Origin of the sequence: Streptomyces lydicamycinicus (genome assembly GCF_000829715.2) — a bacterium.
Lineage (GTDB): Bacteria > Actinomycetota > Actinomycetes > Streptomycetales > Streptomycetaceae > Streptomyces > Streptomyces lydicamycinicus.
The window spans coordinates 60,689-87,107 of sequence record NZ_BBNO01000013.1 but is presented as its reverse complement, the minus strand read 5'-3'; the positions used below and the strand labels follow the sequence as shown (position 1 = coordinate 87,107).

The 26,419-nt window shown below is 68.2% G+C and carries 19 protein-coding genes and 11 pseudogenes; 17 read left to right on the top strand and 13 right to left on the bottom strand.

Annotated features, from left to right (window positions below):
- Positions 1-309 precede the first annotated feature (309 nt).
- The 4 genes and pseudogenes from TU31_RS35015 to TU31_RS35005 all read left to right on the top strand — a co-directional run bounded on the left by TU31_RS35015 (position 310) and on the right by TU31_RS35005 (position 6,778).
- Entirely contained in the window at positions 310-3,684 is a 3,375-nt protein-coding gene (locus TU31_RS35015; RefSeq protein ID WP_042162294.1) for a pyruvate carboxylase, read from the top strand.
- Between the two features lie 472 nt (positions 3,685-4,156).
- Positions 4,157-4,640, top strand: a pseudogene (locus tag TU31_RS37605) (IS5 family transposase); the annotation flags it as partial.
- Between the two features lie 310 nt (positions 4,641-4,950).
- Positions 4,951-5,193, top strand: a complete 243-nt coding sequence (locus tag TU31_RS35010) for a hypothetical protein (protein WP_042162291.1) — start codon at positions 4,951-4,953, stop codon at positions 5,191-5,193.
- A gap of 424 nt (positions 5,194-5,617) precedes the next feature.
- A complete protein-coding gene (locus TU31_RS35005) occupies positions 5,618-6,778 on the top strand; it encodes a hypothetical protein (RefSeq protein ID WP_042162289.1) in 1,161 nt (386 codons plus the stop codon).
- Between the two features lie 36 nt (positions 6,779-6,814).
- Here TU31_RS35005 and TU31_RS35000 read toward each other — a convergent pair whose 3' ends face one another.
- Positions 6,815-7,285 (bottom strand): GNAT family N-acetyltransferase, encoded by a 471-nt coding sequence (locus TU31_RS35000; protein WP_042162287.1) that lies wholly within the window; start codon positions 7,283-7,285, stop codon positions 6,815-6,817.
- 89 nt (positions 7,286-7,374) lie between these two features.
- Positions 7,375-7,509, bottom strand: a pseudogene (locus tag TU31_RS40065) (IS5/IS1182 family transposase); the annotation flags it as partial.
- A gap of 104 nt (positions 7,510-7,613) precedes the next feature.
- Between TU31_RS40065 and TU31_RS34995 the strand changes: the two are divergent.
- The 3 genes and pseudogenes from TU31_RS34995 to TU31_RS40805 all read left to right on the top strand — a co-directional run bounded on the left by TU31_RS34995 (position 7,614) and on the right by TU31_RS40805 (position 9,970).
- A pseudogene (locus tag TU31_RS34995) lies at positions 7,614-8,383 on the top strand (transposase).
- 245 nt (positions 8,384-8,628) lie between these two features.
- Complete coding sequence (locus tag TU31_RS34990; RefSeq protein WP_042162285.1) at positions 8,629-9,741, top strand: ABC transporter substrate-binding protein; 1,113 nt, start codon at positions 8,629-8,631, stop codon at positions 9,739-9,741.
- A gap of 52 nt (positions 9,742-9,793) precedes the next feature.
- Positions 9,794-9,970 carry a hypothetical protein gene (locus TU31_RS40805; protein ID WP_181018739.1) on the top strand — a complete coding sequence of 59 codons (177 nt, stop codon included), beginning with the start codon at positions 9,794-9,796 and terminating at the stop codon, positions 9,968-9,970.
- Between the two features lie 11 nt (positions 9,971-9,981).
- Here the strand turns inward: TU31_RS40805 and TU31_RS40800 are convergent, their stop codons facing one another.
- Complete coding sequence (locus TU31_RS40800; RefSeq protein WP_181018742.1) at positions 9,982-10,200, bottom strand: hypothetical protein; 219 nt, start codon at positions 10,198-10,200, stop codon at positions 9,982-9,984.
- A gap of 100 nt (positions 10,201-10,300) precedes the next feature.
- Here TU31_RS40800 and TU31_RS37590 point away from each other — a divergent pair.
- A pseudogene (locus TU31_RS37590) lies at positions 10,301-10,778 on the top strand (IS5 family transposase); the annotation flags it as partial.
- A 434-nt stretch (positions 10,779-11,212) separates the two neighbouring features.
- Positions 11,213-11,825: pseudogene (locus tag TU31_RS34975) on the top strand (transposase family protein).
- 238 nt (positions 11,826-12,063) lie between these two features.
- Here the strand turns inward: TU31_RS34975 and TU31_RS34970 are convergent.
- A complete protein-coding gene (locus tag TU31_RS34970) occupies positions 12,064-12,339 on the bottom strand; it encodes a hypothetical protein (RefSeq protein WP_306304282.1) in 276 nt (91 codons plus the stop codon).
- 475 nt (positions 12,340-12,814) lie between these two features.
- Here TU31_RS34970 and TU31_RS34965 point away from each other — a divergent pair, with 475 nt between their 5' ends.
- Complete coding sequence (locus tag TU31_RS34965) at positions 12,815-13,621, top strand: pyridoxamine 5'-phosphate oxidase family protein (RefSeq protein ID WP_052719150.1); 807 nt, start codon at positions 12,815-12,817, stop codon at positions 13,619-13,621.
- 163 nt (positions 13,622-13,784) lie between these two features.
- Here TU31_RS34965 and TU31_RS40055 read toward each other — a convergent pair.
- Positions 13,785-13,871 (bottom strand): annotated as a pseudogene (locus TU31_RS40055) (DUF4287 domain-containing protein); the annotation flags it as partial.
- Positions 13,864-14,202: pseudogene (locus TU31_RS40050) on the bottom strand (penicillin-binding transpeptidase domain-containing protein); the annotation flags it as partial. The pseudogenes TU31_RS40050 and TU31_RS40055, both read right to left, overlap by 8 nt.
- A 24-nt stretch (positions 14,203-14,226) precedes the next feature.
- Here TU31_RS40050 and TU31_RS40045 point away from each other — a divergent pair.
- From TU31_RS40045 to TU31_RS34955, 3 genes and pseudogenes are all read left to right on the top strand, one after another.
- A pseudogene (locus TU31_RS40045) lies at positions 14,227-14,367 on the top strand (helix-turn-helix transcriptional regulator); the annotation flags it as partial.
- A 602-nt stretch (positions 14,368-14,969) separates the two neighbouring features.
- Positions 14,970-15,530 (top strand): hypothetical protein, encoded by a 561-nt coding sequence (locus TU31_RS34960; protein WP_042162282.1) that lies wholly within the window; start codon positions 14,970-14,972, stop codon positions 15,528-15,530.
- 37 nt (positions 15,531-15,567) lie between these two features.
- Positions 15,568-16,041, top strand: coding sequence for a hypothetical protein (locus TU31_RS34955; protein WP_042162280.1), 474 nt, complete (start codon positions 15,568-15,570; stop codon positions 16,039-16,041).
- A gap of 563 nt (positions 16,042-16,604) precedes the next feature.
- On the opposite strand, the gene TU31_RS34950 is transcribed toward TU31_RS34955, so the two are convergent.
- From TU31_RS34950 to TU31_RS37570, 6 genes and pseudogenes are all read right to left on the bottom strand, one after another.
- A complete protein-coding gene (locus tag TU31_RS34950; RefSeq protein ID WP_078886126.1) occupies positions 16,605-17,678 on the bottom strand; it encodes a PP2C family protein-serine/threonine phosphatase in 1,074 nt (357 codons plus the stop codon).
- A gap of 138 nt (positions 17,679-17,816) precedes the next feature.
- A complete protein-coding gene (locus TU31_RS34945; RefSeq protein WP_052719146.1) occupies positions 17,817-18,191 on the bottom strand; it encodes a hypothetical protein in 375 nt (124 codons plus the stop codon).
- Positions 18,192-18,335: 144 nt separating this feature from the next.
- The gene (locus TU31_RS39290) at positions 18,336-18,491 is read right to left on the bottom strand and encodes a DUF6131 family protein (RefSeq protein WP_181018737.1); all 156 of its coding nucleotides are present in this window, start codon (positions 18,489-18,491) and stop codon (positions 18,336-18,338) included.
- Positions 18,492-18,656: 165 nt separating this feature from the next.
- Positions 18,657-19,542 (bottom strand): annotated as a pseudogene (locus TU31_RS34940) (SigB/SigF/SigG family RNA polymerase sigma factor).
- Between the two features lie 68 nt (positions 19,543-19,610).
- Positions 19,611-19,910: pseudogene (locus tag TU31_RS34935) on the bottom strand (YhjD/YihY/BrkB family envelope integrity protein); the annotation flags it as partial.
- Between the two features lie 1,061 nt (positions 19,911-20,971).
- Positions 20,972-21,628, bottom strand: a pseudogene (locus tag TU31_RS37570) (type III effector protein).
- A 118-nt stretch (positions 21,629-21,746) separates the two neighbouring features.
- On the opposite strand from TU31_RS37570, the gene TU31_RS34925 reads away from it, so the two are divergent.
- From TU31_RS34925 to TU31_RS34915, 3 genes are all read left to right on the top strand, one after another.
- Positions 21,747-22,220 carry a cupin domain-containing protein gene (locus TU31_RS34925; RefSeq protein WP_052719145.1) on the top strand — a complete coding sequence of 158 codons (474 nt, stop codon included), beginning with the start codon at positions 21,747-21,749 and terminating at the stop codon, positions 22,218-22,220.
- 323 nt (positions 22,221-22,543) lie between these two features.
- Positions 22,544-23,368 (top strand): alpha/beta fold hydrolase, encoded by an 825-nt coding sequence (locus TU31_RS34920; protein ID WP_245698981.1) that lies wholly within the window; start codon positions 22,544-22,546, stop codon positions 23,366-23,368.
- A gap of 454 nt (positions 23,369-23,822) precedes the next feature.
- Positions 23,823-24,305 (top strand): hypothetical protein, encoded by a 483-nt coding sequence (locus TU31_RS34915; RefSeq protein WP_042162273.1) that lies wholly within the window; start codon positions 23,823-23,825, stop codon positions 24,303-24,305.
- A gap of 308 nt (positions 24,306-24,613) precedes the next feature.
- On the opposite strand, the gene TU31_RS34910 is transcribed toward TU31_RS34915, so the two are convergent.
- Complete coding sequence (locus tag TU31_RS34910; RefSeq protein WP_042162272.1) at positions 24,614-25,639, bottom strand: glycoside hydrolase family 113 protein; 1,026 nt, start codon at positions 25,637-25,639, stop codon at positions 24,614-24,616.
- 103 nt (positions 25,640-25,742) lie between these two features.
- On the opposite strand from TU31_RS34910, the gene TU31_RS34905 reads away from it, so the two are divergent.
- Complete coding sequence (locus tag TU31_RS34905) at positions 25,743-26,399, top strand: TetR/AcrR family transcriptional regulator (protein ID WP_042162270.1); 657 nt, start codon at positions 25,743-25,745, stop codon at positions 26,397-26,399.
- Positions 26,400-26,419 lie beyond the last annotated feature (20 nt).

The window sequence follows — 26,419 nt, the reverse complement described above, 5'->3', positions numbered from 1 at the left end:
CGGCCGGGCTGGCGTTATCCCAGGTCAGAGCGCTCCAGCAAGGGCAGACGCCGAGCCGCCAGTGATCGACGACTACCGTCGGCAGGTTCTTCGTCGGTTCGTGGGACCTACGCTCGTAGCGGTGCTGACCTGCTGAAATGGCGGCCGTGGTGGCGTCGGCAGAGCATGGATCCGTGAAGGATCCGGATCTTGACGTCGGCCAACGGAATGATCAGGCATGGTTCGGAAACAAGTCACTGCGGGTCCGGAGTCCGATCTGCCCGTGGCGTACACCATGGTGTCCCTCATGGCAGGCTGAAGGGGTCGAGAATGTTCCGCAAGGTACTGGTCGCCAATCGTGGTGAGATCGCGATTCGCGCTTTCCGCGCCGGCTATGAGCTGGGCGCGAAAACCGTTGCCGTCTTCCCGTACGAGGACCGCAACTCACTGCACCGGCTGAAGGCCGACGAGGCGCATCAGATCGGCGAGCCGGGGCACCCGGTGCGTGCCTACCTCTCCGTGGAGGAGATCGTCCGTGCCGCGCGCCGGGCGGGCGCGGACGCGGTGTACCCGGGCTACGGGTTCCTGTCCGAGAACCCCGATCTCGCGCGGGCTTGCGAGGAGGCGGGCATCACGTTCGTCGGGCCGAGCGCGAGCACGCTCGAACTGACCGGGAACAAGGCGCGCGCAGTGGCTGCCGCGCGCGCCGCCGGCGTACCGGTGCTCGGTTCCTCGGAGCCCTCCAGCGACGTGGACGAACTGGTCCGTGCCGCCGAGGACATCGGTTTCCCCGTGTTCGTCAAGGCGGTCGCCGGCGGCGGAGGACGCGGTATGCGCCGCGTCGAGGACCCCGGCGTGCTGCGCGAGTCCATCGAGGCGGCGGCCCGCGAGGCCGCGTCCGCGTTCGGCGACCCCACCGTCTTCCTGGAGAAGGCCGTCGTCGATCCCCGCCACATCGAGGTGCAGATCCTCGCCGACGGGCACGGCGAGGTCATCCACCTCTTCGAGCGCGACTGCTCTCTCCAGCGCCGGCACCAGAAGGTGATCGAACTCGCGCCCGCGCCGAACCTCGACCCGGCGCTGCGCGAGCGGATCTGCGCCGACGCCGTGCGGTTCGCCCGGGAGATCGGCTACCGCAACGCGGGCACCGTGGAGTTCCTGCTCGACCGCGACGGGAACCACGTCTTCATCGAGATGAACCCGCGCATCCAGGTCGAGCACACGGTGACCGAGGAGGTCACCGACGTCGACCTGGTGCAGGCCCAGCTGCGTATCGCCGCGGGGGAGACACTCGCCGATCTCGGCCTCACACAGGACACGGTCGTCCTGCACGGCGCCGCGCTGCAATGCCGTATCACCACCGAGGACCCCGCCAACGGCTTCCGCCCGGACACCGGCCGGATCAGTGCCTACCGGTCGCCGGGCGGCTCGGGAATCCGCCTGGACGGCGGCACCACACACGCCGGTACGGAGATCAGCGCGCACTTCGACTCGATGCTGGTCAAGCTCAGCTGCCGCGGCCGGGACCTCAGCACCGCCATCGGCCGGGCCCGGCGCGCGGTGGCCGAGTTCCGCATCCGCGGCGTGGCCACGAACATCCCGTTCCTGCAAGCCGTGCTCGACGACCCGGACTTCCGGGCCGGCCGGGTCACCACCTCCTTCATCGAAGAGCGCCCGCACCTGCTCACCGCCCGCCACTCCGCCGACCGCGGCACGAAGCTGCTCACCTACCTCGCGGACGTCACGGTGAACAAGCCGCACGGCGCACGGCCCCAGCTGATCGATCCGATCACCAAACTGCCACCCCTGCCGGCCACCGAACCGCCCGCCGGCTCCCGGCAGCGGCTCGCCGAGCTCGGCCCGGAAGGGTTCGCCCGGTGGCTGCGCGAGTCACCGGCCATCGGAGTCACCGACACCACCTTCCGGGACGCCCACCAGTCACTGCTCGCCACCCGGGTCCGTACCAAGGACATGCTCGCCGTCGCCCCGGTGGTGGCGCGGACGGTGCCGCAACTGCTGTCCCTGGAGTGCTGGGGCGGCGCCACCTACGACGTTGCCCTCCGCTTCCTCGCCGAGGATCCCTGGGAGCGGCTGGCCGCACTCCGTGAAGCCGTGCCGAACATCTGCCTCCAGATGCTGCTCCGTGGCCGCAACACCGTGGGCTACACGCCGTACCCGACCGAGGTGACCGACGCCTTCGTCCAGGAGGCCGCGGCCACCGGCATCGACATCTTCCGGATCTTCGACGCGCTCAACGACGTCGGCCAGATGCGGCCCGCCATCGACGCCGTACGGGAGACCGGAACGGCCGTGGCCGAGGTCGCCCTGTGCTACACCTCCGACCTGTCCGATCCGTCCGAGCGGCTCTACACCCTGGACTACTACCTCCGTCTGGCCGAGCAGATCGTGGCAGCCGGCGCCCATGTCCTGGCCATCAAGGACATGGCGGGGCTGCTCCGGGCGCCGGCTGCCGAGACGCTCGTCTCCGCCCTGCGCCGGGAGTTCGATCTGCCGGTGCACCTTCATACCCATGACACCGCGGGCGGCCAGCTGGCCACCTACCTCGCCGCGATCCGGGCCGGCGCGGACGCGGTGGACGGCGCGGTCGCGTCCATGGCCGGCACCACCTCGCAGCCTTCGCTGTCAGCGATCGTGGCCGCGACCGACCACTCCGCACGGCCCTCCGGGCTGGATCTGAAGGCGGTCGGGGACCTGGAGCCGTACTGGGAGAGCGTCCGCAGGATCTATGCGCCGTTCGAGGCGGGCCTGGCCTCGCCGACCGGCCGCGTGTACCACCACGAGATCCCCGGCGGGCAGCTGTCCAACCTGCGCACGCAGGCAGTCGCGCTCGGCCTGGGCGACCGTTTCGAGGACATCGAGGCGATGTACGCCGCCGCCGACCGGATTCTCGGTCGCCTGGTGAAGGTGACCCCGTCGTCCAAGGTGGTCGGGGACCTGGCCCTGCACCTGGTGGGCGCCGGGGTGAAGCCGGAGGACTTCGAGGCGGCACCCAACGAGTTCGACATCCCCGATTCCGTCATCGGCTTCCTCCGCGGCGAGTTGGGCAACCCGCCCGGCGGGTGGCCGGAGCCGTTCCGTGCCAAGGCGCTGGAGGGCCGCGCCGAACCCAGGCCCGTGCAGGAACTGACCGCGGACGACCGTAGCGGGCTGGAGCAGGACCGGCGCGCGACGCTCAACCGGCTGCTGTTCCCCGGGCCGGCCCGCGACTTCGAGACACACCGGCAGGCCTACGGCGACACCAGCGTGCTGGACAGCAAGGACTTCTTCTACGGACTGCGTTCCGGAACGGAGTACGCGGTCGATCTTGAGCCGGGGGTACGGCTCCTGATCGAGCTGGAAGCTGTCGGAGAGGCCGACGACCGCGGTATGCGCACCGTGGTGTCCACCCTGAACGGCCAGCTGCGGCCGATCCAGGTACGCGATGCCGCAGCGGCCGCCGACGTACCGGTGACGGAGAAGGCCGACAGGAGCAACCCGGGCCATGTCGCCGCGCCGTTCGCCGGAGTGGTGACGCTCGCGGTGGCCGAGGGCGACGAGGTGGCGGCCGGCACCACCGTGGCCACCATCGAGGCGATGAAGATGGAAGCCGCGATCACCGCCCCGAAGAGCGGGCGCGTGGCCAGGCTGGCGATCAACCAGATCCAGCAGGTGGAGGGAGGCGATCTCCTCGTCGACATCGGGTGAATCGCCTCCCGCTACGGCATGAGCGGTGCCGTCGCCCTGGTCGGCACCATCCACGCGCACCGACCCTGGGGGAGGCCACCATGGCGGCGGCGAGGAGACCGCCGGGCAGGCGAGCAGCCGGCGCCGGCCCTCCTCGCCGAAGCCACCGGCGGGACGGGTGACGGCTATTACGTTCTCATCATGTGCCCATCGAGAAATGGACGTACAGGGGCGCGAACGTGTCCGTCATCGGGCACTTCGCGCTCGTTTCCGGGCTCCCCGGCCCGGGCATCCGGAGGCTCGGTCCTGGGGCCGTGTCGGGCGGCATCACGGCTGTGGGCGTCCGGTGGCCCCGCCTGCACCGGCGTCGAAGGGCAGACGGATGACCTCGCATTACTGTCGGGGCGGCAATCCCGCCGGGGGTGAAGTCTTCGCCACGAAGCTTGTACCGCCGGTGTCGGGGGTTCCGGTCGGCGAGCCGGACGGCCACGCCATCGGCCGATCCCGCGGCGGGCTGACAACGAAGATCCATCTCGCGGCCGACGGCAACTGCCGGCCCCTGGCTTCCATCTCACCGCCGGACAGGCCGGTGACGCGCCCGCCTTCGGTGACGTGATGGCCCGCTTGCGTGCTCCTCGAAGGCGTGGACGGCCCCGGAACCGGCCAGAGGCCGTCCTGGCCGACAAGGCGTATTCGTCACGAGCCATCCGTGAACACCTTTGGCGGCGCGGCATACAGGTGGTTATCCCCGTTCCGGCCGATCAACGCGGCCACCGCCTGCGGCGGGGCTGCCTGGGTGGCAGGCCGTCCGCCTTCGATCGCGAGGCATACAAGCAGCGCAACACCGTCGAACGCTGCATCAACCGCTTGAAGCATTGGCGCGGGATCGCCACCTCGCCACCCGCTACGAGAAGACAGCGGCCATCTACCTGGCCGGGCCGCACATCGCGGGTATCTCCCTCTGGTCTGCCAGATGATCCAAACGAAACCGCCTAGTCGGCCGGTGGGGTTCGCGATCCCGGACGGCCAAGTCGGCTGGCACGGCGTCAAGTTGGTGTGCTCGTGGGCGTCGCGACCGGTTGTTTCGGGGCAGCACCTGGTCGAATGCGGTGTCGACGCAGAGGGAGAGGCGAGTGCACGCAGGCCCGTCCGGTAAGTGTGCTCGCTGCCTGCCTTTTCGCTCTGTGCTGAATGGTTCTCGTTCGCGGAAGTGGGTTGCCCTGACTGCGGTGTTGGGGAGTCGGTCTCTTAGACTGCCTTGGTCCCACAGTTTGATCGGAGCACGACATGCGTCGCCTCACCCTCGTCCCCATCCTCATCGCGGTCGCCGCCTTCGCACTCGCCGGGTGTGCGCAGGATTTCGGTCGCGGCCCTGAAGGCCGGGTCACTGAAAAGACCAAGGACGGGAAGAAGTTCTACCTGGTCGTCGATCCCGCGAAGGAGGGCAAGGAGGAGAAGTTCCGGGTCAGCAAGTACGACTACCACGACTGCAACCGGGGCTCGAAGTACCCCAAGTGCATCGACGATTAGCCCACGCAGGCCCACTTTGCTCGGCCACCTCGCTCCAGGGTCCGAGACGGGCACAGTCACCATTCGGCTGAGGGAGGTGTTCCACGTGCCCGTTCCTCAGCGCAGAAGCCTCGACGGCTCCCCATCGTGGCGCACTCGACGTCCCGTAACACCCTGGTGGGGTGGGTGAGATGCTGGTCGGTCACCCGCCGAGGGTGACCGGCACTGCAACTCTCCCCGCCAGCGGGCCCCGGTCACACTCGTGTGTCTCCTAAAGCGCGACCCCGCGCTCCTCTCGCCGCAGGCAACGCACCCTCGGCAATGCGTGACGGCGCATTGCCGGTGGTGCGTTGCCTGCTCTGTCGTGACCTGTAAGTAATCAACACCCCGTAATCTCCCCCGAGTAGGGGGTTCAAAGGATGCATGACAAAGACGGGGGAGTGTCATGACGTATCGGCGTGCGGTGTTACCGGCAGTGGCTGGAGGGCTGCTGCTGACGGCCCTTCTGTGGTGGGTGGGGGCAAGTGCGCACGCACTGCGCCTGCCGGGTGCCGCCGGCATGCTGGGTGGCCAGGCCGCCGCCGAGCTGGAGCACTGGCTCATCCCCTGGTCGTACGATCCTCCGGCCTCGGCTCAGTTCCGCACCGAGGTGCCCGGCGGGACCGGGGCCGCCGACACTGACTATCTTGCGTTGTACACCACTGCGTTGCAGATCCGGTTCGGTGCGGTCTTCGCCTTCTTCGTGCCCGGGGCGCTGCTCCTGGTCCGCAGGCTGCCGCCGGTGCAGGGCCGGATGCCGGCCGCGCTGCTCGCTCTGTGGACCTGGGGCGTGGTGGCCGGGACCCTGGCGGTGACCGTCTCTGCGCCGTGGCTGATCGCCTCGGCAGGGCACGGAAGTTACCGTTTCCTGCCCCAGCTGGCGAGCGTCATCTCCTCCGGGCGGCAGGTCTTGGTGGCGGCCGCGCTGGTCGCGGCGGCGTTGACCGTGTTCATCGCGCGCCTCGCCGCCAAGGGGGCCGACCGGCTGTCGCGCGAAGACGTCCCGGCGCGCGCCGCCCGCCGGGCCGCCACCGTCGCCACCGCCGTGATCGCTCTGTCCCTGGTGGTCCTCTCGTACCAGCCGGTCGCCGCTGCCCTCCAGCAAGTCTCCCCGGGCATCGGGCCGTTCGCTGAACCGGGCGACCTTCTGCGTCAGTGGCTGCTGCTCGGCGCTTGGGCGGGCCCGGGGAGCGCGCCGCTTGGTGCCTGGCTCCTGTACCGCGCCGGCGATGTGCTGCTGCTCGTGGTGGTGTGGTGGGTACTGCGGCGGCTGCCTGGACTGCTCACCCGGGCCACTGTCCCCGCGATGGCGGCCGGCGCGGTCTGCGCGACCGTCCTCGGGCTGCTGGCGAGCCAGCTGCTGAGGGTGGTGGTGGACGGAGTGGGCTCCAGCCTGCGCTGGGACCTGCTGCACCTGTCCGCCAGTATCGGCGACGGAGTCCCGGCGGCTCTGACCTGGGGCCTGGTGGCGGGGGCCGCGGCTGCCTGGACGCTGCGGGCCGCGGTGGGCCGCGCGGAGATCACCGACGCCACTACCCCCGTTCAGGGCCCCGCCCGCCGTGGATAGAACCACAGGGCTAGGGTCCGTCCGATAGGTCGAGTCCTAGCGCAAGTCCAGCTCGCCGACTGTTTGGCCTCCGCTGGTCTCACCCGTCAGGCGGAATCCGAGCCCGAGGTAGAAACCCTCGGGGCCGCCCGTGCCCGGATGCCAAGTGGTGGTCAGGCGGGTGCCGCCGCGACGGCGGATTTCAGCAGCAACGGACTCGACCGCGAAGCGACCGTAACCTCGACCCTGCTCACCATCTGCGATATTGAGGCGCCAGAGACCGGAACGGATGTCGGTGCCTGTGCCGTCGCCCCTCCAGTCGATGCCGAAGAAGGCCATGAGGAAACCGATGGGACGGTCACCGTCAAGGATGAGGCGGGGCCAAGCTATGCCGGGATAGACATATGCCTCGGCCAGAGATTTCACGACCGGCGCGACCAAGTGCTCCTGATCCGGACGAACCCGCAGACCGATCGCTGCGTCGAAGTTGGCCGAGGTGATCTCCCGCAGACAGAGTGTGGTCGTCATGCAGGAACCCTAAGCCAGTCGATCAAGTGGACTCTGCGGATGCGTCGTCGGACGCGGGAACCCTGCTCGATGGCTCGTATGCCCCGGGCTCAGGCTCGGAGCCAGAGCCGTATGGCTGCGGTGGTGACGGTTCCGTGGAAGACGTAGGCCCGCTTGTCGTACCTGGTAGCTACCGCCCGAAACGTCTTCAGGGCGTTGATCGTCCGCTCAACTTCATTGCGGCGCCCTGCGTCGCACAGTACCGGCCGATGACAAGACCGCCCAGCGAAATTCTGTCAGGTACTGATCTCCGTAAGTCCGGGCTCCGGGGTGGTGGGACGATCTTGACGTGGCAGCAGTGATCACGGCGTCACAGCCGTCCTGGATAGGCCCATTCTCGGGGCTGAGCCGGCGCTGCTTCGGCAAGCTGGTGACCGCCCTGCGTCGTGAGGGAGCCGACACGGTCCGCCGAGGCCGGCCGTGGAGCCTGCCCCTGGAGGACCGAATCCTGCTGGTCGCGGTGTACTGGCGCGCGAACTTGACGCTGCGCCAACTCGCGCCGTTGTTCGGAATCTCGAAGTCTGCGGCCGACCGCATCATCAACCGCCTCGCACCGCTGCTCGCGCTGCAGCCGCGCCGACGGTTCCGCAAGGGCACCGTGCTCATCGTGGACGGCACCTTGGTCCCCACGCGTGACCATGTGGTGGCCGAGCAGTCGAAGAATTACCGGTACTCCACCAACCACCAGGTCGTCATCGACGCCGATACGCGGCTGGTCATCGCGGTCGGCCAGCCTCTGCCTGGCAACCGCAACGACTGCAGGGCATGGGAGTTGTCCGGAGCAAAGGCCGTCGTCGGCAACACCACGTGATCGCTGACGGCGGTTACCGCGGCACTGGCCTGGTGATCCCGCACCGCCATGGACCCGGCCAGGCCGAACTCCCGGCCTGGAAAGAGGAGCACAACCGCTCACACCGCAAGGTCCGTGCCCGCGTCGAGCACACCTTTGCCCGCATGAAGAACTGGAAGATCCTCCGCGACTGCCGCTTGAAGGGAGACGGCGTTCATCACGCCATGCTTGGCATAGCCCGCCTGCACAACCTCGCGCTCGCCGGATAGACCGAGACCGGCCCAATGCGGCCATCCCCGATGCTGACCGTATTGAGTCAGTGGAGCATTGCGGGGACAGCCCTTAGCGAACGAATAATCGGTTGCGTATTGGCGATGGTGGTGGATCCAATGACCGGCATGATCACTCGGGCGTGCCTGCCGCGGCGAGACGTGATGAACGCGAACCGCTGGCCCCGGCCGGAGCGCGATCCGGGTGGATCGCGACCGCATCGTCCGAGGGGAGACACCACCCGATGAACATGCCGCCATTGCAGTCCGGAGTGGAGCACACAGACGGGTCGTCCGTCCGCCTGGGCGCTCTCGTCCCGCTGACACGGCCCGGTTGGGTCGAGGCGGGCCGACACCTGCTCGCAGGACTTGACCTGGCCGTTCGCGAGGTCAATGACGCCGGCGGGATCGACGGTAGACCACTGGAGCTGGTAGTCCGGGACACTGCGGCCGATCCGGAGCGGGCCGCGGCGGCCGTGGACGAACTGGCCGGCCTGGGCGTGGCCGCCGTGGCGGGGGAGTACCACAGCGTTGTCGCCCGCGCCGCCGCCGCCCGGGCCGACGCCCTCGGCGTGCCGTTCCTCTGCTCGTCCGCGGTGCTCGACGCGCTCACCGAGGAGCCGACGAAATGGGTCGCGCGCCTGGCGCCGGCCCAGTCCCGCGGCTGGCGGATCTACGCGGACTTCCTCCTCGGTGAGGGCCGGCGTCGGATCGCCGTGGCGACCCAGCCGAGCGCCTACTGGGCGTCCGGGACCTGCGTCCTGCGGGACCACCTCGCTGCCCGCGGCGGCACCGTCGTCGAACTCAACACGAACGCGCTCACCCCCGAGGCCCTGTGTGACGCGCTTGTCGACCACGGCGCGACGGCGCTCCTCCTGCTGGTCGGCCATCCGGAGCCGGCGGTGCCGATCGTCAGGGCCGTCCGGGGCGACCGGCGGCTCGCGGAGATTCTGATCGGCGCTCCGGCCGGACAACCGGAGTTCGCCGAATGGGACGCGGCGCTGGGCGAGGACGGCGCCGGGATCCCCTTCCTGCGCTACCTGCCCGAGCGCCTCGGTCCGCTCGGCGAACGCGTCGGGAAGGAGTTCCGCGAGCGGCTGGGCGAATCGCCCTCCTTCGTCGCCTTCGAGGGTTGGGACACCGTCGCCGTCCTCGCCGCGGTGCTGCGTTCCCACGGCACGGACCGGGCAGCCCTCGCCGAGTCATGGCCGAGCGTGGCGGTCGAGGGCACCCGCGGGCCGATCCGGTTCTCCCGCACGCCCGGCATCAGCGTTTGGCAATGGGCTTGGACCCCAATCCAAGTCGTTGATCGGGACCCGGCGGAACCCGATCGCTTTCGGATCCTCCACGCCGGCTGAGAGAGCACGGAAGTCCGACTGCCCAGGTCTGTCCGAACTTAAGGCTGTCTACATGCCGGGCGGCTCCCTTTGCAGAGCCGGTGGTGATGTGATCGCGGAGCTGACGACCGACCACCGGGAGGTCGATGAGCTCTTCGAACAGTTCGAGGACGCTCCCCCGGGGAGTGCGGACCGCAAGCGTCTGGTGGACGCGTTGACGATCGAACTGGTGCGCCACTCCGTAGCCTAGGAGGAGTACCTCTATCCCGCGGTGCGTGAGCACCTGAGGAGGAGGACGCGCTGGCGGACAAAGAGCTCGCCGACCACGCGCGCGTTGAGCAGCTCCGCGACGACCTCCAGCAGCGCCAGGCCGGTGATCGCGACTTCGACCGGCTGGTACTGAAGCTGCGCACCGAGGTGACCGCCCACGTCGGTGACGAGGAAGATCACCTCCTCGCCCAGCTGCGCACACACGTTCACCCATACGTTCTCGAAGAGCTGGGCAACAAGGTCCGGCAGGCGAAGAAGAAAGCACCCACCCGCCCGCACCCCCACGCCCCCCAGCACGCCGCAAAAGAGGGGGGATCATGTCGGCCCCTCGCCAGTCGACCGCGCCCGTCCCGGCTCCAAGCACCACCTGATCGTCGACCGCCATGGGACTCCACTCGCAGCCACACTCACCGGCGGCAACTGCCACGACGTCACACAACTCCTGCCCCTGCTGGACGCGAACCCACCGATACGGGGGCTTCGGGGTCGGCCTCGCCACAAGCGTCGGCGTCTGTACGCCGACCGGGGCGACGACTTCGACAAATACCGCCGCCTGCTATGGACACGCGGCATCAGGCCTGTGATCGCCCGACGCGGTGTCGCCACAGTTCCGGGCTGGGCAAGGTGCGGTGGGTGGTCGAGCGCACCTTCGCCTGGCTGCCCAGTTCAAACGGCTTCGCATCCGTTACGAGCGACGCGCCGACCTCCGCCACGGGCTGCTGGACCTGGCTTGCGGCCTGATCTGTCTACGGCGACTCCAGCAGACGCGCCGACCGCTGGGTCAGTAGCGAAGGCGAGCCTCAGACCCGTTGATTCGCAGCACGCAGTTCTTGAAGACCTGTAACGGAGGCTGCTGGCCGTCAACCGGAGCCAGCCTGAGCTCCAAGTCCTGCAACGGCTTGACCACAGCAACAGTCCGAGACCCGTCCGGGTCCGGGCCCTTGAGGGCCGCCCATGCCTCGAACAACGCCCTCACGCTCTCCCACCCTGGGCCGGGGTGAAGCGCGCCAGGAAGAACGGCTGATCGCAGCCGTACTCACTGAGCTCACCGACCAGGACGTCCCCCCGCAAGAGCCGCCAATGCGTCATCAGGTGTCCCCGCCCTCCACCGCCCAGTCGAGATCGCATCTTCGCAGTGCACAACCGACTGGCCAAGCGCTTCATTCTGAAACGATCAGTAAAGCGTGTTGCAGAAGGCCGTGTTCCGGGGCATTTTCCCTGCATGGGTGGGGTGTTGAGGACTGAGTCGTTGTGGGTGGAGACGTTCACGGGCCTGCGGATGCGGCAGTTCGAGCGATTGTTGAAGGTCGTGCGAGCGGGGCGGAATCGGCCCCGGTAGTGGCCGACCGTGGTACCTGCCGCTGGTGGAGCGGGTGCTGTTGGTGGCCGTGTACTACCGCACGAATCTCACGACGAGGCAGCTCGCGCCGCTGTTCGGCGCCTCGTCGGCAACGATGTGCCGAGTCATCCAACGGCTGCGGCCGCTGCTGGCCCTGGAGCCGGCTTCCCACCCCGCTGACGCGGTGGAGCGGCTGTGGATCGTGGACGGCACGTTGATCCCGGTCCGTGACCGGAAGGCCGGCGCCTCCTCACGTAACTACCGTTTCTCGGCAAACGTGCAGGTCATCATCGACGCCGACCCCCGCCTGGTGGTCGCCGCGGCCCGCCCGGTGCCCGGCACCACCGCCGACGCGAAGGCACGGCGGGACTCCGGCCTCGCCCGGACATGCAGGGACGTGACCGTCCTTGGCGACGGCGCCTGGCGCTGGAACTTCGCCGGCACCTCGACCACTCCGGCCGTCAAGGCGACTGGCGACTACGTCGACGTGCAGTAGCGCCCAGCAGTTCGTGGCGCCGGGTGGCGTGGAGGCCCCGGCGCCTTGCCTCTCGCAGCACTTCCACGGAGCGGTGAAGCCGCCGAGTTGGCGCGCCCCGGACATTTTCTGGAGTGGAAGTAGCCCGCTTCCAGAACTGTTGCTGAACCGCCTTCGTTTCTTCACAGGTTTGGATTGACGCAACAGGGTGAACGGCGGCAAATCCGTGCGGCTATTCCCTGTCCGGCCAGCAGATAGATCACGGCTGGCAGAGCGTAATTGAGGAGGCGCCAACGCCCTCTGTGTGCATGGTGAAAATGTCCTGTGACCACCAAGTCAGCCCATCCGCCAAGCCGTTCACCAACTCGACGAAGATGCTCACCTGATTGGCTTCGAGCAGGTAGAGCAGGATCCACAGGCCCTGGAACACAGCGGGGGTGTCGGCGATGGTGTGGACGACCAGGGCTATCCGCCTGTCCCGGTTGCGGTCGAGCCGGTGGTTGCCGCCCTGGCTGCGGGGCTGATTTGCCGGCATGGGTTCGGTGTTATTCGCTGGAGTCCCAAACTGATGCGGACCTCGCCTTGGCGGTATAGGAGCGGCCGCAGGCAGAGTGAAGGGTGCCGTTGCGCTACCAGGCGAGCGCAATTCGTCCGATACGGGCGCGCACGAGAATTCGCTCGCCCTGCGGGTGTGACATTTGATGAGCCGACGGCGCAGAACTGAGTGTGCCGATTGATCGTCGGCACACGACGGATCCAAGGTCCCCCCGGCTGCAGGATCCGTGCCCGACGCGGGCGGGGATGTGGCCCCCCGCTCAGCCCCGCCCGCGTCCGGCATCTACTTCTTGGTATCGGTACGCCATCCGCTTTGCCGAAGCCGGAACTCGGCGGTTGGAGCCTCCCGCTCGGCCGGGACCGGTACGTGGAGAGGTGGCGTCCAGGCGGCGCTCAGGGAGGACCAGGTGGCGGACCAGATGTCCACGGCAGGCTGGATGCCCACGGTGGATTCAATGACCGCTGCAGACTGCCGGGTCAGATCCGGCAGCGATGGCGAGCGTGAACTCCAGGAGCGCATGGGCACCACCGCACGTGCTGACAAGTTCTACGACGAGCAGGTCCTGGACCGGCTCAACACCAGGATGCGGGACTTCGTGGCGCGCCAGGAGATGTGCTTCCTGGCCACCTCCGACCGGAACGGTGAGTGCGACAGCACTTTCCGGGCCGGTCCGCCCGGCTTCCTCCAGGTCCTCGACGACAGGACGCTGGTCTACCCCGAGTACCGGGGCAACGGCGTGCTCGCCAGCCTCGGCAACATTGAGGAAAACCCCCATGTCGGTCTCCTGATGATCGACTTCCTGAAGGACCGGATCGGCCTGCACGTCAATGGGCGGGCCCGGATCGTCTCCGACGAGGAGATGCGCCGCGCCCGGCCCGAGCTGCCGATCGACCCCGTGCCCGGGCGCCGAGCCCAGCTGTGGGTCGAGATCACGGTTGAGGAGGCGTACATCCACTGCGCCAAGCACATTCCGCACCTGCAGAAGGCGTCGGCCGAGCAGCGCCAGAGGCAGGCGTGGGGCGCGGACGGCTTCAAGCGCAAGGGCGGGGACTTCTTCGGTGCGGCGGCCGATGCCCCGGGCCGCCCTCCGTACCAGCCGCGGCGGCGCAAGCGTGACGTTCCGTCGTGGACGCAGGCGGGAGAGCTGACGAGGGCCGCTGTATGGCAGCGCGCGGTCCAGCGGCTGCTGGCGGCGGTGGCTCGGCGGGCCCCCAGCGCGGAGGAGGGGGGTGAGGGGTCCTTTCGAGGCTGGTTCTGCTAGCCAAGGCCTGTTGCTGGACGCTGGTGAAGCGAGTGTGTGACGGTCCGCCCCGCGTGTCGCTGGAATCCAGGTGGCGTATGAGCACGGTGGTGGCGGACCGGCGCCACGCTCTGGCTTCGCCCAGGACTGCTGTGGCCCTCTTCGAGGGTTCTCCGGTGGACGCTCATATACCGGTGTCTTCGGCGAGGGTGTAGGCGACCAAGGCGTTGGCGTGTCCGTGCCCCAGGCTGTGTTCGGTCTTGAGCCAGGCCGTTTCGGTAGGCCGTGAACCAACCGTTGGGCTTCTTCTGCCCGTCGACCTCCGCCGATCCGGTCTTCGCACCGAGCTTCCCGTCGAGCCCCGCCATTGCTTCGGCCGCGGTGCCCGAGGTCGCGGTCAGCTGCATCAGGGAGCGCAGCTGCTTCGTGGTGTCCTCGGACAGCGGGCGGGACGACTTGGCGAGCTGCCGTGTGTCGACCGAGGAGCGACGATGTACGGCTGGTGGAAGGCTCCCGAACGGACGGTGGACGCCACCGATGCCATGGTGAGCGGGTTCATCCGGACTTCCACCTTGGCCGATCAGCGAGGCAGCCTTCGGGGCACCGCGTCACCGCTCCCGGGTGGCATGCCGGCCGTCGTCCTGCGCGGCGGCGCGCGGCTGCGTGAGCTGCGCACTGAGGCGGGCCTGAACGGCAAGGACATGGCCGACCGCCTGGGCCGGCAGCGCTCGGTCTCCCGGCTGGAGCACGGCAAGCAGACGCCCTCACACCCTCGTCCGCCAGAACAATGGCGTTGCCATCGGCGTCAACCTCCTGGGCCTGGTCGCCGGCGCCCACGGCTCCCGGTTGGTCGATCGATGTACCGGCTCATCCGCCGTTGGTAGCAGGCAGCCGGCGAAGAGCCGGGACGAAGCACGGGGGACGCTTTCACCTTTCAGGTGTCCCGGTGGCGAGCGCGGGTTCGTACGGTGCTTGAGCAGCTGGAAATCCGCTGGAGGTCGAGGAAGGGAGTGTGCGCATTGGGCGGCGTGATGCGGGGGGCCAGGGGCTGACGTACGCGTAAGGGGGAAAGCGGGCGGTGGACGATTGGTCGTTCACGGTGCGTGGCGGACAGGTAACTGGCTTTCTGGGGTCGAACGGGGCGGCCAAGTCCTCGACGATGCGGATGTGAGCTGGACGTCACGACCGGCCCAGCTGGCCTTGGCGGGCCGGAATCCACAGCGTGAGGGTGGGGCGGGCGCCAGATCATTCCCGGGATTTCTCGCCTCACTCCGTATCCTGCACCCTTCTCGCAGCTCTGTTGCCCGGTCAACCACATTCCCCGGTTCTAAGCTGAGACCGGAGCCGCCTTTGTAAGGAGGTTTGCCCGATGTCAACAGGCACACTTCTGGCGATCATCATTCCCCTCGTGGTGGTGGTTGCTCTGCTCGCCGTCGGGATCACGCTTTTCGTGGGCCGCCGTCGCCACCTGCGTGAACGCTTCGGGCCGGAGTACGAACGCACCGTTGAGGATGCCGACAGTCGGCGGGCCGGCGAGCGAGAGCTGAGATCACGCGAAAAGCGTCATGATTCGCTGGACATCAAGCCCCTGCCCAGCAGTAGCCGTGAGCGTTACAGCCGCGAATGGGGCGGAGTGCAGGAGGAGTTCGTCGACCGCCCGGAAGAGGCTGTGCATGACGCAGACCGGCTGGTGACGTCGCTGATGCATGAGCGGGGCTACCCGACCGAAGGCTTTGAGCAGCAGCTCAGGGACCTCTCCGTCGAGCACGGACGCACACTGGAGCACTACCGCGCCGCCCACGAGGTCGATGCGCTCAGTACCCAGCACAAGGCCACCACTGAGCAACTGCGAGGCGCCATGGTGCACTACCGCGCCCTTTTCGACGAACTGCTCTCCGACGGCGGCGGACGCGAACGCGCCCCTGCCTGAACGCACACCCCCACCACAGCACCCAAAGGATGGAGAAATGCAACGCGATCGAGAACCCGCCCCCGGCCCCGAGCAGAGGGGCCTGACCACCGAAGATCTGGCCCAGCCCCCCGAGGCCCCTCCAGACGCGGGAGGAACATCACCCGCCGCAGAGGTGCCCACCTTCCCTGGCGAGTCCACTCCGACACAAACGGAAACCTCCACTCGTGCCCCCGAGAGCGCGGGCGCCGTTGAGGAGGAGGCTCCGCAGCTTCTTTCGGCAGAGGACGCCGACGGATTCCGCAGCCGCTGGCAAGAGGTCCAAAGCAGGTTTGTGGATGAACCGCGCGAAGCCGTGCAGAGCGCCGACGCGCTGGTCGCAGAGGTCATGCAGAGCCTTGCCACGACGTTCGCCGACCACAAGAAGGCGCTGGAAGAACAGTGGAATCGCGGCGAGCAAGTCGACACCGAGGGCCTGCGCATGGCACTGCGCCATTACCGGTCCTTCTTCAACCGCCTGCTCGCCGAGTAAGGGTCGGTGCCTGCGCCTGGGCACTGGCGGCATGCCGCCCCGGGCACATGGTGTGCCCGGGGGGCGTCATACGGCCCGAAGATACTTAGCGGCCGAGGTCCCGCCTGTAGCACGCGACATCATGCCCCCGGCGCGGAGTGCATCGGATCTGAGGACAGCAAGGGGGCGACGAGTTCTTCGCGACGATGCCCTCACAAGGTCCGACGGTTACCGGCTCGTTGGCATGGTGGCCTTCGCTGGCGTCGCCCGCGAGCTGTCCAATCCAGGCCCTTTCCGCCGACTGACGGCGGCCCGATTGCCGGCGTCCACCGGCCGGACCACCGCCCGAGTCTGTTCCGGTCGCGCCCGGCGGCAAGGAAGCGGCGGCACGGCGGTTCTTTGTCTGGTACCGCTCGAAGAGCCGGTCCCGTGGGGCGGCTGTTGCTCTCTCCACAACTCACGCCACGAGGGCTCTGGCCAGCCCACCCTCCACAGTCTGCCTCTGGAGGTCTCCTCAACCTCAGGACAGGCCGACTGCGAGACTGCGGTTTCGGATCCGACGCGGCAGCAGGATGCGCTCCGGCTCACTTGCCTGCCGGCGCCGTCGAGGATGCGGGGGTGCACGAGAGTGCGATCATGGCTGCGTCGTCGCCCAGGCTGCCGTCGCTGTGGGCGAGCAGGTCATCGCGGATGTGTCGCAGGAGCGCCTCGGGGCCGTCTCCCTCCCACGATGCGACCCGCTCGGTGAGCGGGTAGAAGGCGCCTGCGCGATCGCGGGCCTCGATGACGCCGTCGGTGTAGAGCATCAGGAGGTCGCCGGCCTCGAAGGGGAAGGTTTCGACGCGGTAGCCGGGGTCCGTGAATTCGCCGAGGCCCAGCGGTGGTTCGGGCTGGCGGACCTCAAGTGGTGTGACCTGGCGGTGGCGAATGAGCAGAGGCGGGGGGTGCCCGCAGTCGACCAGATGGATCACGGGCTCGTCGTCGGGGATGTCGAGGACAGCGGCGGTGACGAAGTCCTCGTCGGCGTCATGGTCGGTCTCGGCGAGCTCGGCGAGGCCACGGCTGACGCTTCCTTCCAGATAGCGGGTGAGTTCGGCAAGGGTGGCGTGCTGATGGGCCGCTTCACGGAACGCACCGAGGAGTACTGCGGCGTCGCTGATGGAGCTCAGCCCCTTGCCGCGCACGTCGCCGATGACCAGCCGGGTCCCGTCGTCGGTCCGGGCGGCGGCGTAGAGGTCGCCGCCGATGTGCGCCTCGGCCTCGGCGGCCAGGTAGACGGAGGCGACCTTGAGCGGACCGATGCAGCGGGGGAGCGGGCGCAGCAGCACGCGCTGTGCCGCCTCGGACACCGAGCGCACCTGTGTCAGTTGCCGCTGCTGGCGCTCGCGCAGACGGCAGAAGATCATGATGACCGCCGTGACGACCACAAGGGCGAGGATCTGCATCTCGTGGTTGAGCGTGATCCACCCGCGGCGCACCAGAGCGATGATCAGTTGGGCCACCACGGCGAGGGCCCCGATCGACGCCACGAGCCTGGCCCCGCCGAGAGCGGCCGTCATCGCCGGGGCCGCGACCAGCAAGGGGCCGAGGTGGACGTCGGGCGGGGCGAGGATGTCGACCACCACGACGACCACGATCAGGCCGACGGGGAACGCCACCAGCACATGACGGGGTCGCCACGACCGACGGAAAACCGATGACGGCTGCCGCAGACGCACACCTCCTATGTACACCGCCCACAGCTCAGCCGCCTGCCTGCCGTCGCCGCCCTCAGCTTCGGGACCCGTTCCCGATCCTCACGCGTCCCTCTGCCATACCCGTGAGCCCCTGCACCGCCACCAGGCAACAAGCCAGCCCGCTTCGATGACGGCGTCAAGCGCGTGACTGCGACGCACCTTGCCCGCCGGTACGTAGACCAGGTCGATGGCGAGCAGTGTCAGGGCCGTCCCGACGCCGATACGGCGTGCCTGGACCAGGCATTCAGCGGTAGTGCAGGTCCGGATCTGACTCCAGCCGCAGGAGACCAGCAGCCCTGAAACCGTCTTCACCAGCCAGTCCTGCTCCTGTTTCACCCTCTGGGGCCCGAAGTAGCGTTCGAAGCTGTGGGGGCGCAGCAAAGCCCACGCCCCACCGCCGGTGTAGAAAACACCTTGTGCGCGTGCCACGAGCATCGGGTTCACGACGCAGCCTTCACGTTCGAGGTGACCGGGGTTCACCTGGCGTCACCGTTCGTGGTGCGCCGTCGTTTCGCGGACGGTCGGAGGTCTTCGGCATGCTCCGTTTGCGGACCCGCCGACAGCGGGGAGCCGCTGTCGCTACCAGTAGTGCTTTCGTCCCGCGACGGCGTGCCCCATCGCGCCGAGGAGCCACAGAATGGCGCCGATCGCCACGAGCACGATGCCGATGGTCCACAGGATGGCGATGCCCGTCACGAATCCGATGACCAGGAGAACGATGCCGGCAAGGACCATGACAGCTCCGATCTCGTATAAGTGTTCCCTTTTACTCTGGTCCTGGGCTCCGGCAACAGCAACTGCTGCACCGCGGGGCAGCAGGCGAGGGCGCAGCACCAGGACAGGCCGAGCGCAACGGGGTCGGGAGGTGTCCTGCCCGGCCCGTCAACGCCGTCGACGGCTTCACGCTGTGGCGAGGAGTCCTTCTCGCAGCTTGCTGCAGATGCGGGTCAGCAGGCGGGAGACGTGCATCTGGGAGAGGTTCAGTGCGTCGCCGATTTCGGTCTGGGTCATTTCGGCGCCGAAGCGCAGTTGGAGGAGGGTGCGTTCGCGGTCGTCGAGCTTGGCCAGGTGCGGCTTGAGGGCCTGGATGTCTTCGGCCAGGGCGAGGGCGGGGTCCTCGGTGCCGATGAGGTCGGCGACGAAGCCGGTCTGCTGCCTTCCACCACTGCCGGCCTGGATGGGCCGGTCGATGGAGTCGCTGTCGTAGCCGTTGCAGGCCACCAGGCCCTCGGCCACCTCGTCCTCCGGCATGTCGAGGTGTTCGGCGAGCTCGGCGGCGGACGGCTCGTGGCTGCCCTGCCCTTCCAGCTCTTCCCGGGCACGGGCGAGGTCGATCCGGAGCTCCTGGAGGCGCCGTGGCACATGCACCGACCAGGTGGTGTCGCGGAAGAACCGCTTGATCTCGCCCTGGATGTACGGCACGGCCAGCGTGGTGAACTCCACGTCGCGAGAGGCGTCATAGCGGTCGATGGCCTTGATCAGACCAATAGTGCCGACCTGAAGCACGTCCTCCATGGACTCCTTGCGGCTGGAGAATCGGCGGGCGACGTAACGCACGAGGGTCAGGTTCATCTCGATAAGGGTGTTACGCACGTACTGGTACTCACGCGTGCCCCTCTTCCAGGGCCTCAAGTCGCTGGAGCAACAGCTTCGAGAGCTTCCGTGCGTCGGCGGGAGCGATGTGCCGCGGGTCCGGGATCTGCGGCAGCACCGTGGGGGCCGGAACGGCACGCGCCTTCGATGAGGTCTCCTGCGCCGTTCCGGTCGCCAAGGTGCTGTTGCTCATGCTCTGGCTCCTTCCGGTTGCTTGGGCCCTCGTCACAGGGCCCCTACCCGCCACCACCACGGGCATGTCCCGGCAGACGTGATCACCTGCATCACTGAGCCAAGGCTCCACTGCTCAGGTGGAGTTGGGGTCACCGCGTTGGTGATGATGTCGCGGGCCGAGCCCGGGGTGAGCTTTGTGAGGTTGTCCAGGATGCTCTTCGTGGCCGACTTGCCGGCGATGCCCAGAAGGGAGACGAGCACCAGCAGGGTGGGAAACAGCGTCAGGATGCCGTAGTAGGTCAGGGCCGCCGCCCGGTCGGCGAGTTCGTCGTCCTTGAACTCCGCCACCGTGCGCCTGAGCATCGCTCCCCACGAGATGCTGCTCATCCCGAGTGCGCTGCCACTTCGCTGCCATGTTCAACGGGTAACCACACGCCTCGTGTCGCGAACATCCCGTTCCGCGGATTTCGCGTTTGCACCAGCGGATCGTGGGGGCTGGGGTGTTTCGCTCGGGTGTGGTGGTCCGGCGGCAGGGCCGCTGTGTCGAGTTGGTGGCATGCCGCCGCGACGCGTGCGAGCCATGACTGCCTCAGGGGGCTGGGTCGGCCGAGTGAGGTAGTGCCGGAGGAGCGATGGCCCCACAGCTGCGAAGGGGTTCGACCCGTCAGCTGCATCGGCTCCTCCGGCGTTGCGGGCCGGATGCCAGTGAACGGCATGGCCCTGGCCGATTGGCCACTGTCGCCGCCAACGTGCTGGCCCCTCACCTCCTGTCGCGTGCCCTCGCTGTGCAACGGGACGCAACATCAGCCAGAACCACGAGCGGCTGACGGGTCCATCGGCCCTCCTGGGGAGCCCACCCTCGGTGCAGGGTGCCGATCGCCGGGCGCCTCAAAGGAACAACGGGTGACAACAGGTGGGCCAACTGCTGAGCTCCCCAGAGGGGACGGGCGGCCCACCGCTTCCCACGTATCCATTAACCCCGGGGGAAGAAACACGGGCAAGGGCGTTGACGAACGGCCCTCCATTCGGCGCAGCGCCCGAGGGCGCTCACCGCCCCCTCCAATGCCAAAGCCTCACGCGCAGGCCGCTTGCGCGCCCGCACACCACCCGCGTGACGAACCCTTGCAGGCCAGCACCCCACGGTGCCAGCCAGATGCCGCGCGCAAGGGCACCCGCTCACCGACGCGGCTCGGATTCGAGCCCGCCCCACGTCGTCGCGTCGGTCGCAGTAAGTGGCGCATCCTTGTCCACGGCATGCACGGCATTACTACCAGCACTACCAGCACTACCAGCCGGTCTTCACGCCCCCTCAAGGGAGTGGGAGCCGGCCTGCACCATTGCTTGCGCACCTGGGGGAGAGGTGCTGCTCCCCGGCGACGGAGTGCCGCACCATCTCGCTCGTCAGCGCTTCCAGCAGATGTCTGCGTCTTGAGCTCGCCCTCACAAGCTCAGGCGGTGCGGGGCTGATCGTTGCTGTGGTGGCGCAGTTGTTCGGCGTGCCGGGTGAGGGTTTCGATGCGGGTGGCGAGGTCGGGGTGATTGTGCTGGAGGTGCGGCGCGGTGGCGGCCAGGGGGGCGAGGAGGTTGGCGGCGCCGTTGTCGGCGAGGGCCTGGTGGAGGTGCTCGATGGGGGCGTGGGCGTTGGCGGGGAGGTGGTGAGGGTGGTGATCTGGCCGGCGAGTCGGCGCAGGTCGGCGGCATTGTTGCGGGCCCAGGCGGCCACGGTGCGGTTGGCGGCGCGGCGGTCGCGGGTGGCTTTGACGCGTTCTTCGCCTGTTGGCGGGGTCGGGCCGCAGGCAGAGGTAGCGGCGTTCGGCGGCCTGGCGGCTGGCGACGCCGAGTGGCTGGGCCAGGTCTGCCCAGCTGGCGCCCGCATCCCGGGCCGCTTCGATCAGGCCGGTCGCCCAGTCCGCGAGCTGTTCGCGGACTTCACGAAGCAGCACCCAATACGGACGCGCGTACAACAGCGGGTCGACGTCCGCGTCGACGAATCCGACGACCTCGATCACCCGCTTTGTGGGCAGCGGCAGGGCTTCCAGGTCAGCAGCCTGGATGACCACGAGGTCGAGTAGCCCGCCAGGATCGCGAACTGTAGTACCTCTCATGGCCGCCCCGCAGCGCCGGCGCTTGACCATTCCGGCCGGCCTACCTACCCGGACGGCGGCCTTTCGTCAGGTCACTCGCGGGAATACGTGTGGAAGCTACGAGGTAAGGAGCGACCGCATGGCGAAGAACTCCGTCGTACGCCGGAAGGGCGAAGGCGACGCATTCTGGATGCTGAACGGCCTCTACGAGGTCAAGGCGTCTGGTGAGGAAACCAACGGCGAGATGACCGTCATGGAGATGACCATTCCGGAGGGAGGGGGCCCACCGCCGCACATTCACCCCGGGACCGAGAGCGTCTACGTCGTCGAGGGGACGCTGCGCTACCACATCGGCAAGGAGACGTTCGAAGGCGGCCCCGGCTCGTTCTTCCACATCCCCGCGGGGACGCTGGAGCGATTCGAACCTACGAGCACGGTCCGTATGGTGATCACCTACACGCCGGGCGGAATCGACAAGTTCTTCGCCGAAGCCGGTGAACCGGCCCAGCGGCGCGAGCTGCCCCCGCCGTCGGACACGGCGCCGGAGGTCGAGCGCATGGTGGAGATCGGCCGGCGGCACAACATTGACATGAGGCCCATGCACCTGGCCTAGCACTGCAACGGTGATTGTGCTGATGGGTGGGCAGTTCTATGGGCTGTGTCTGCATCGCGTGTAGTGGCTGATGCGGGCCTGGTGTTGTCGCCTTCGGCGCCAGTGTGACCAGTGCAGGATGTGGTCGACGGCTGGAGGGAAGCTGCCGCGCATGTGTTCGATTCTATGCACCGGGGCGCCGCTCGGACGGGCGCGGAGCTGATGTGACCGAGCGCTCCAGTTGGCGGATGAGTGCGGTAGTTGGCGAGTCGAGCGCGATAGGTGGCGGGTGTGCGCGGCACGCTTCGAGATTCACGTGAGCGTCTTAAACAAGCGTCTTGTACATGCGTATAGATCTGCTCTACGGTGAAGCCATGGACACCGATACCGCCGAGCGCTCCGCGCTCACCGTCGACGGACGCACCCTTTCCTACGTGGACTTCGGCGGCCCCGGCCGCCCGCTGCTCGCCCTGCACGGGCACATGTCCGAGGGCCTGTCGTACGCCGAGCTCGCCGCCCGTCTCGCCCCGGAGTGGCGGGTCCTGGCCCCCGATCAGCGCGGCCACGGCGAGTCCGACCGGGCGGCCGACTACAGCCGGGAGGGCTACCTCGCCGACCTGAAAGCCCTCATGGATCACCTGAACCTGGACCGGGCGGCCCTCCTCGGCCACTCGCTCGGCGCGATCAACGCCTACCAGTTCGCAGCCCGCCACCCCGAGCGCGTCACCGCGCTGATCAATGCCGAGGGATGCGCTGAACTCGGCCTGGACGGCAGCAATCCGCTGGCGTTCGTCCTGAACCTGCCGGAGGGCAGCGCCCCCGACCGGGAGGCGTTCGTCGCGCAACTCGGCCCGTTCGCACCGCACTTCAAGTCAGTCGTCCGTGAACGACCGGACGGCACCTGGGGCCTGCACTTCCACCCCCAGGACATCCACGACTCCGAGGACCAAGTACACGGCGACCACTGGGCCGACTGGACCGGCTCCACCTGCCCGGCGCTGCTGGTGCGCGGCGCCAAGGGCGGCGTGCTGCCGACGGAGCAGGCAGCACAGATGGTCACCCGACGCCCCGGCACCCACCTCGTCGAGCTGGAGACCGACCACTTCGTATACGCCAACGACCCGGCCGGCTTCGCGGCCGCGGTCCGCGACTTCCTCACCACGGTCTAACCAGGTCCGCAGCCGCCCACGCCTCAAGATCACCGAACACTGGGCGGTCTCCGAGCGCTTCAGTCGACGCATCCCGCCAACTGAAGCACTCAGTCACAGCTGATTGTCCTGTGTCATCGAACCTTGATCTTTGCCGGCGAACCTTGATGATCATTAGGTTGTGTCACCGATGTTTGAGTGGCATGACGTGCTGGGTCGTCAGGGGTGGCAGTGGCGGCGCTCGCGGGAGCGTACGCAGATCCGGACCTTGCGGCGTTTGACCTGGGGTTCTTCGAAGACGGCGTACAGGTTCGACGGCCTTCGCCTCTTGTCGGGCCGTTCTGGCTGCCCTGGCACGACGGCCGCCGCAGGCGCCGCCACGCGCCCGCCAACTTCCTACGCCTCGCGGACGGGCGGGCTCGCGGCCGCGGCCGCGCATCGGCCGCACGCACCAGACCACCGAGAGGATCCGCTGATGAACCGTTCCAAGGTGGGCCGGAAGGAGACCGCCAAGCAGGCCGCCGCGATCGTAGCTCTCGGCGGATTCTTTGCACTGTCGCTGTGGCTCGGTGACGAGGTGTGGGATCTGGCGGCGTACTGGCCGGCGACCGGCATCGGATTCGGCGCCACGGTCGGCGTGCTGCTCCCGATCACGTTCACGGCCGCCAAGCGCTCCTTCCCCCGGGGCAACTCGGTCAAGAGCAAGCACTCGCCCCGATGGGCCGTGGCCGGCATCGTGTGCGCGGTCGTGGCCTTGGTGAGCGCGTTGGCCGTCTCCCGCGCGATACCCGGAAAGCGCTCCTCGAACTCCTGCCTCAACGAGTGGCAGCCATGCTGGGTGAACCACCTCTATCCGGGCGCCTTCTTCGTGACAATCGGCAGCTTGGCCGCGACGGTGACCATCATGACCTGGCTGCCGCGCTGGATGCCCAAGCTGCGCGGCCGGTTCCGCCAGTAGCCGCCGAGGCGACAGAGAGGGACGGGAGGTGGCCGGAACCGCCAGGAGATGGCAGGGTCTTCCCTGCGAATCTCAAGATCCCCGACAGCGTCGACTCTGAGAGCGCCAACGAGCCACCGCTCAAACTTCGGTGTCACACGCTCAAGGTTCGATGTCACAGGACACTGATGTGACTGAGCGCTTGAGTCGGCGGGGCTGAGCACCCCCATTGGCGGGCGATCCGTTGCTGACGTCGACGCCGGGCAGCTGTAGTGGTCGAAGAGGATGGCTCCCCTTCGGGCCCCCTGCTTACGAGCTGTGCGACGTGGTCAGGCGCGGTACGAGTCGGCGAGTGCGGTGAACGCGGTCTTGGGTTCCCAGGGCATGTCGGGATAGGTGTCGCCTTGGTGGTTGTCGAGGACCTTGACGATGCCAGGACTGGCGAGGTCGAGGTCGTCGCGGGGGTCCCCGTCGGGGCGGTGGGGGAAGTTGTCGAGCGCGAAGAGGAACGCGAAGGCGCTGTCGACGCCGTTGGTGTCGAAGATCTCCACCAGCTCACGAAGGTAGGTGGCCTGGCCGGCTTCGTCGCGGGTGAACTCGCCGTTGAGCCGGATCGGCGCACCGGTCCCCTTGTCGTACTCGGCGATCTCCATGCAGCGACCGCCCAGGTCGCCGGCGCCGCGATAGGCGGCGGTGCCGAACTCTGTGATGGCGACCGGCTTTCCCTGTGCAACGAGGGTGCGCACGCCCTCGGAGAACTGGTCGGCGACCTCGGCCGACCGGTACAGGTCGACACTGACGAAATCGAAAGGTGTCCAGTCGATGCGTTCGAGCGGTATGGAGGCGTAGGTGATCTTTCCGCCGAAGTGCTCGCGGGCGAGGGATGTGGCCTCGGCGAGGAAGTCGTTGACGCGCGCACTGATTTCACCCACCCGCTCGTGCAGGCCATCCCGCTGGTCCAGCAACAACTGGAGCCGGTCCTCCTGGGTGTCGCCGGGCAGGAACCCCTTGTTCATCAGGCTCAACTCGGCGCCGACGACGAATACGACCTCGGCTCCCCGCTGTCGCAGCCGCTCCGCACGCTCGGCGCAGTCGGCGAACAACTCGAGCATTTCCTTGCTGGTCAGTTCCAGGGCGTAGGGCGAGAACCAGACCTCCAGACCGAGATCGGCGGCGTAGGCCGCGGCCCTCTCCAGTCGCTCCGGATCACCGCCGATGACGCGAACGGCGGTGCAGTTCAAGTCGTCACGGATGATGCGCAGTTCGCGCCTGACGACGTCCGGGTCGAAACGCTCACGGGAGATTGTTCCACCGCGGACGAAGCCGGTGTCGTAGCTGATGCCCTTGGCCCGCATGGTGCTGGTCCTTCCTGCCGGATGTCGGAGGGCCTGACACTAAGAGCAAAACTTGCGTGCACGCAAGTTTGCGCATGCGCATATTTTGCCGGATGCTGAGGCGGTGACGACACGACGAACCGGATTGCGCGAGCGGAAGAAGCAGGTCACGCGAGAGGCGCTGCGTGAGGCAGCGCTGCGGTTGGCCCTGGAGCGCGGGCCGGACAATGTCCGCGTTGACGACATCGCGGAGGCCGCCGGTGTCTCGCCCCGCACCTACAACAACTACTTCTCCAGCCGCGAAGAGGCGATCGTCGCTGCCATCAGCGCCGAGCGCGAATCCCGCGTGGCAGCAGCCGTAGCCGCCCTCCCCGCCGGTGCCCGCCTCGCCGATGGCGTCATCGACGCGATCGTGGAGCAGTACACCGCCCCGGGAGAACCCGGCCGCGACACACTGTTGCTGATCACGACCAGTCCGGCACTGCGCAACGCCTTCCTCAACGCCACCGCTGCGATCGAGCGTCCCCTCGCCGACGCGATCAATGATCGCCTCGACGAGACCGACCCGTACACCGCCCGCGTGCTCGCGGCGAGCGTCGCCGCCGCCGTGCACGTCGCGCTTGAGCGGTGGCTGCAGCCCGCCACCACGTCCCCGACCGCCGGTGACCTCGTCGTCCCGGCCGGCTCCCTGCCCGACCTGCTCCGCACCGCGCTCGCACCCCTCACACCTGCCCTCGACGCGGCCGAGAAGCGACCACCACGCGACGAGCAGCATCGATGAAGCGACCGCAGCGGGGGGGA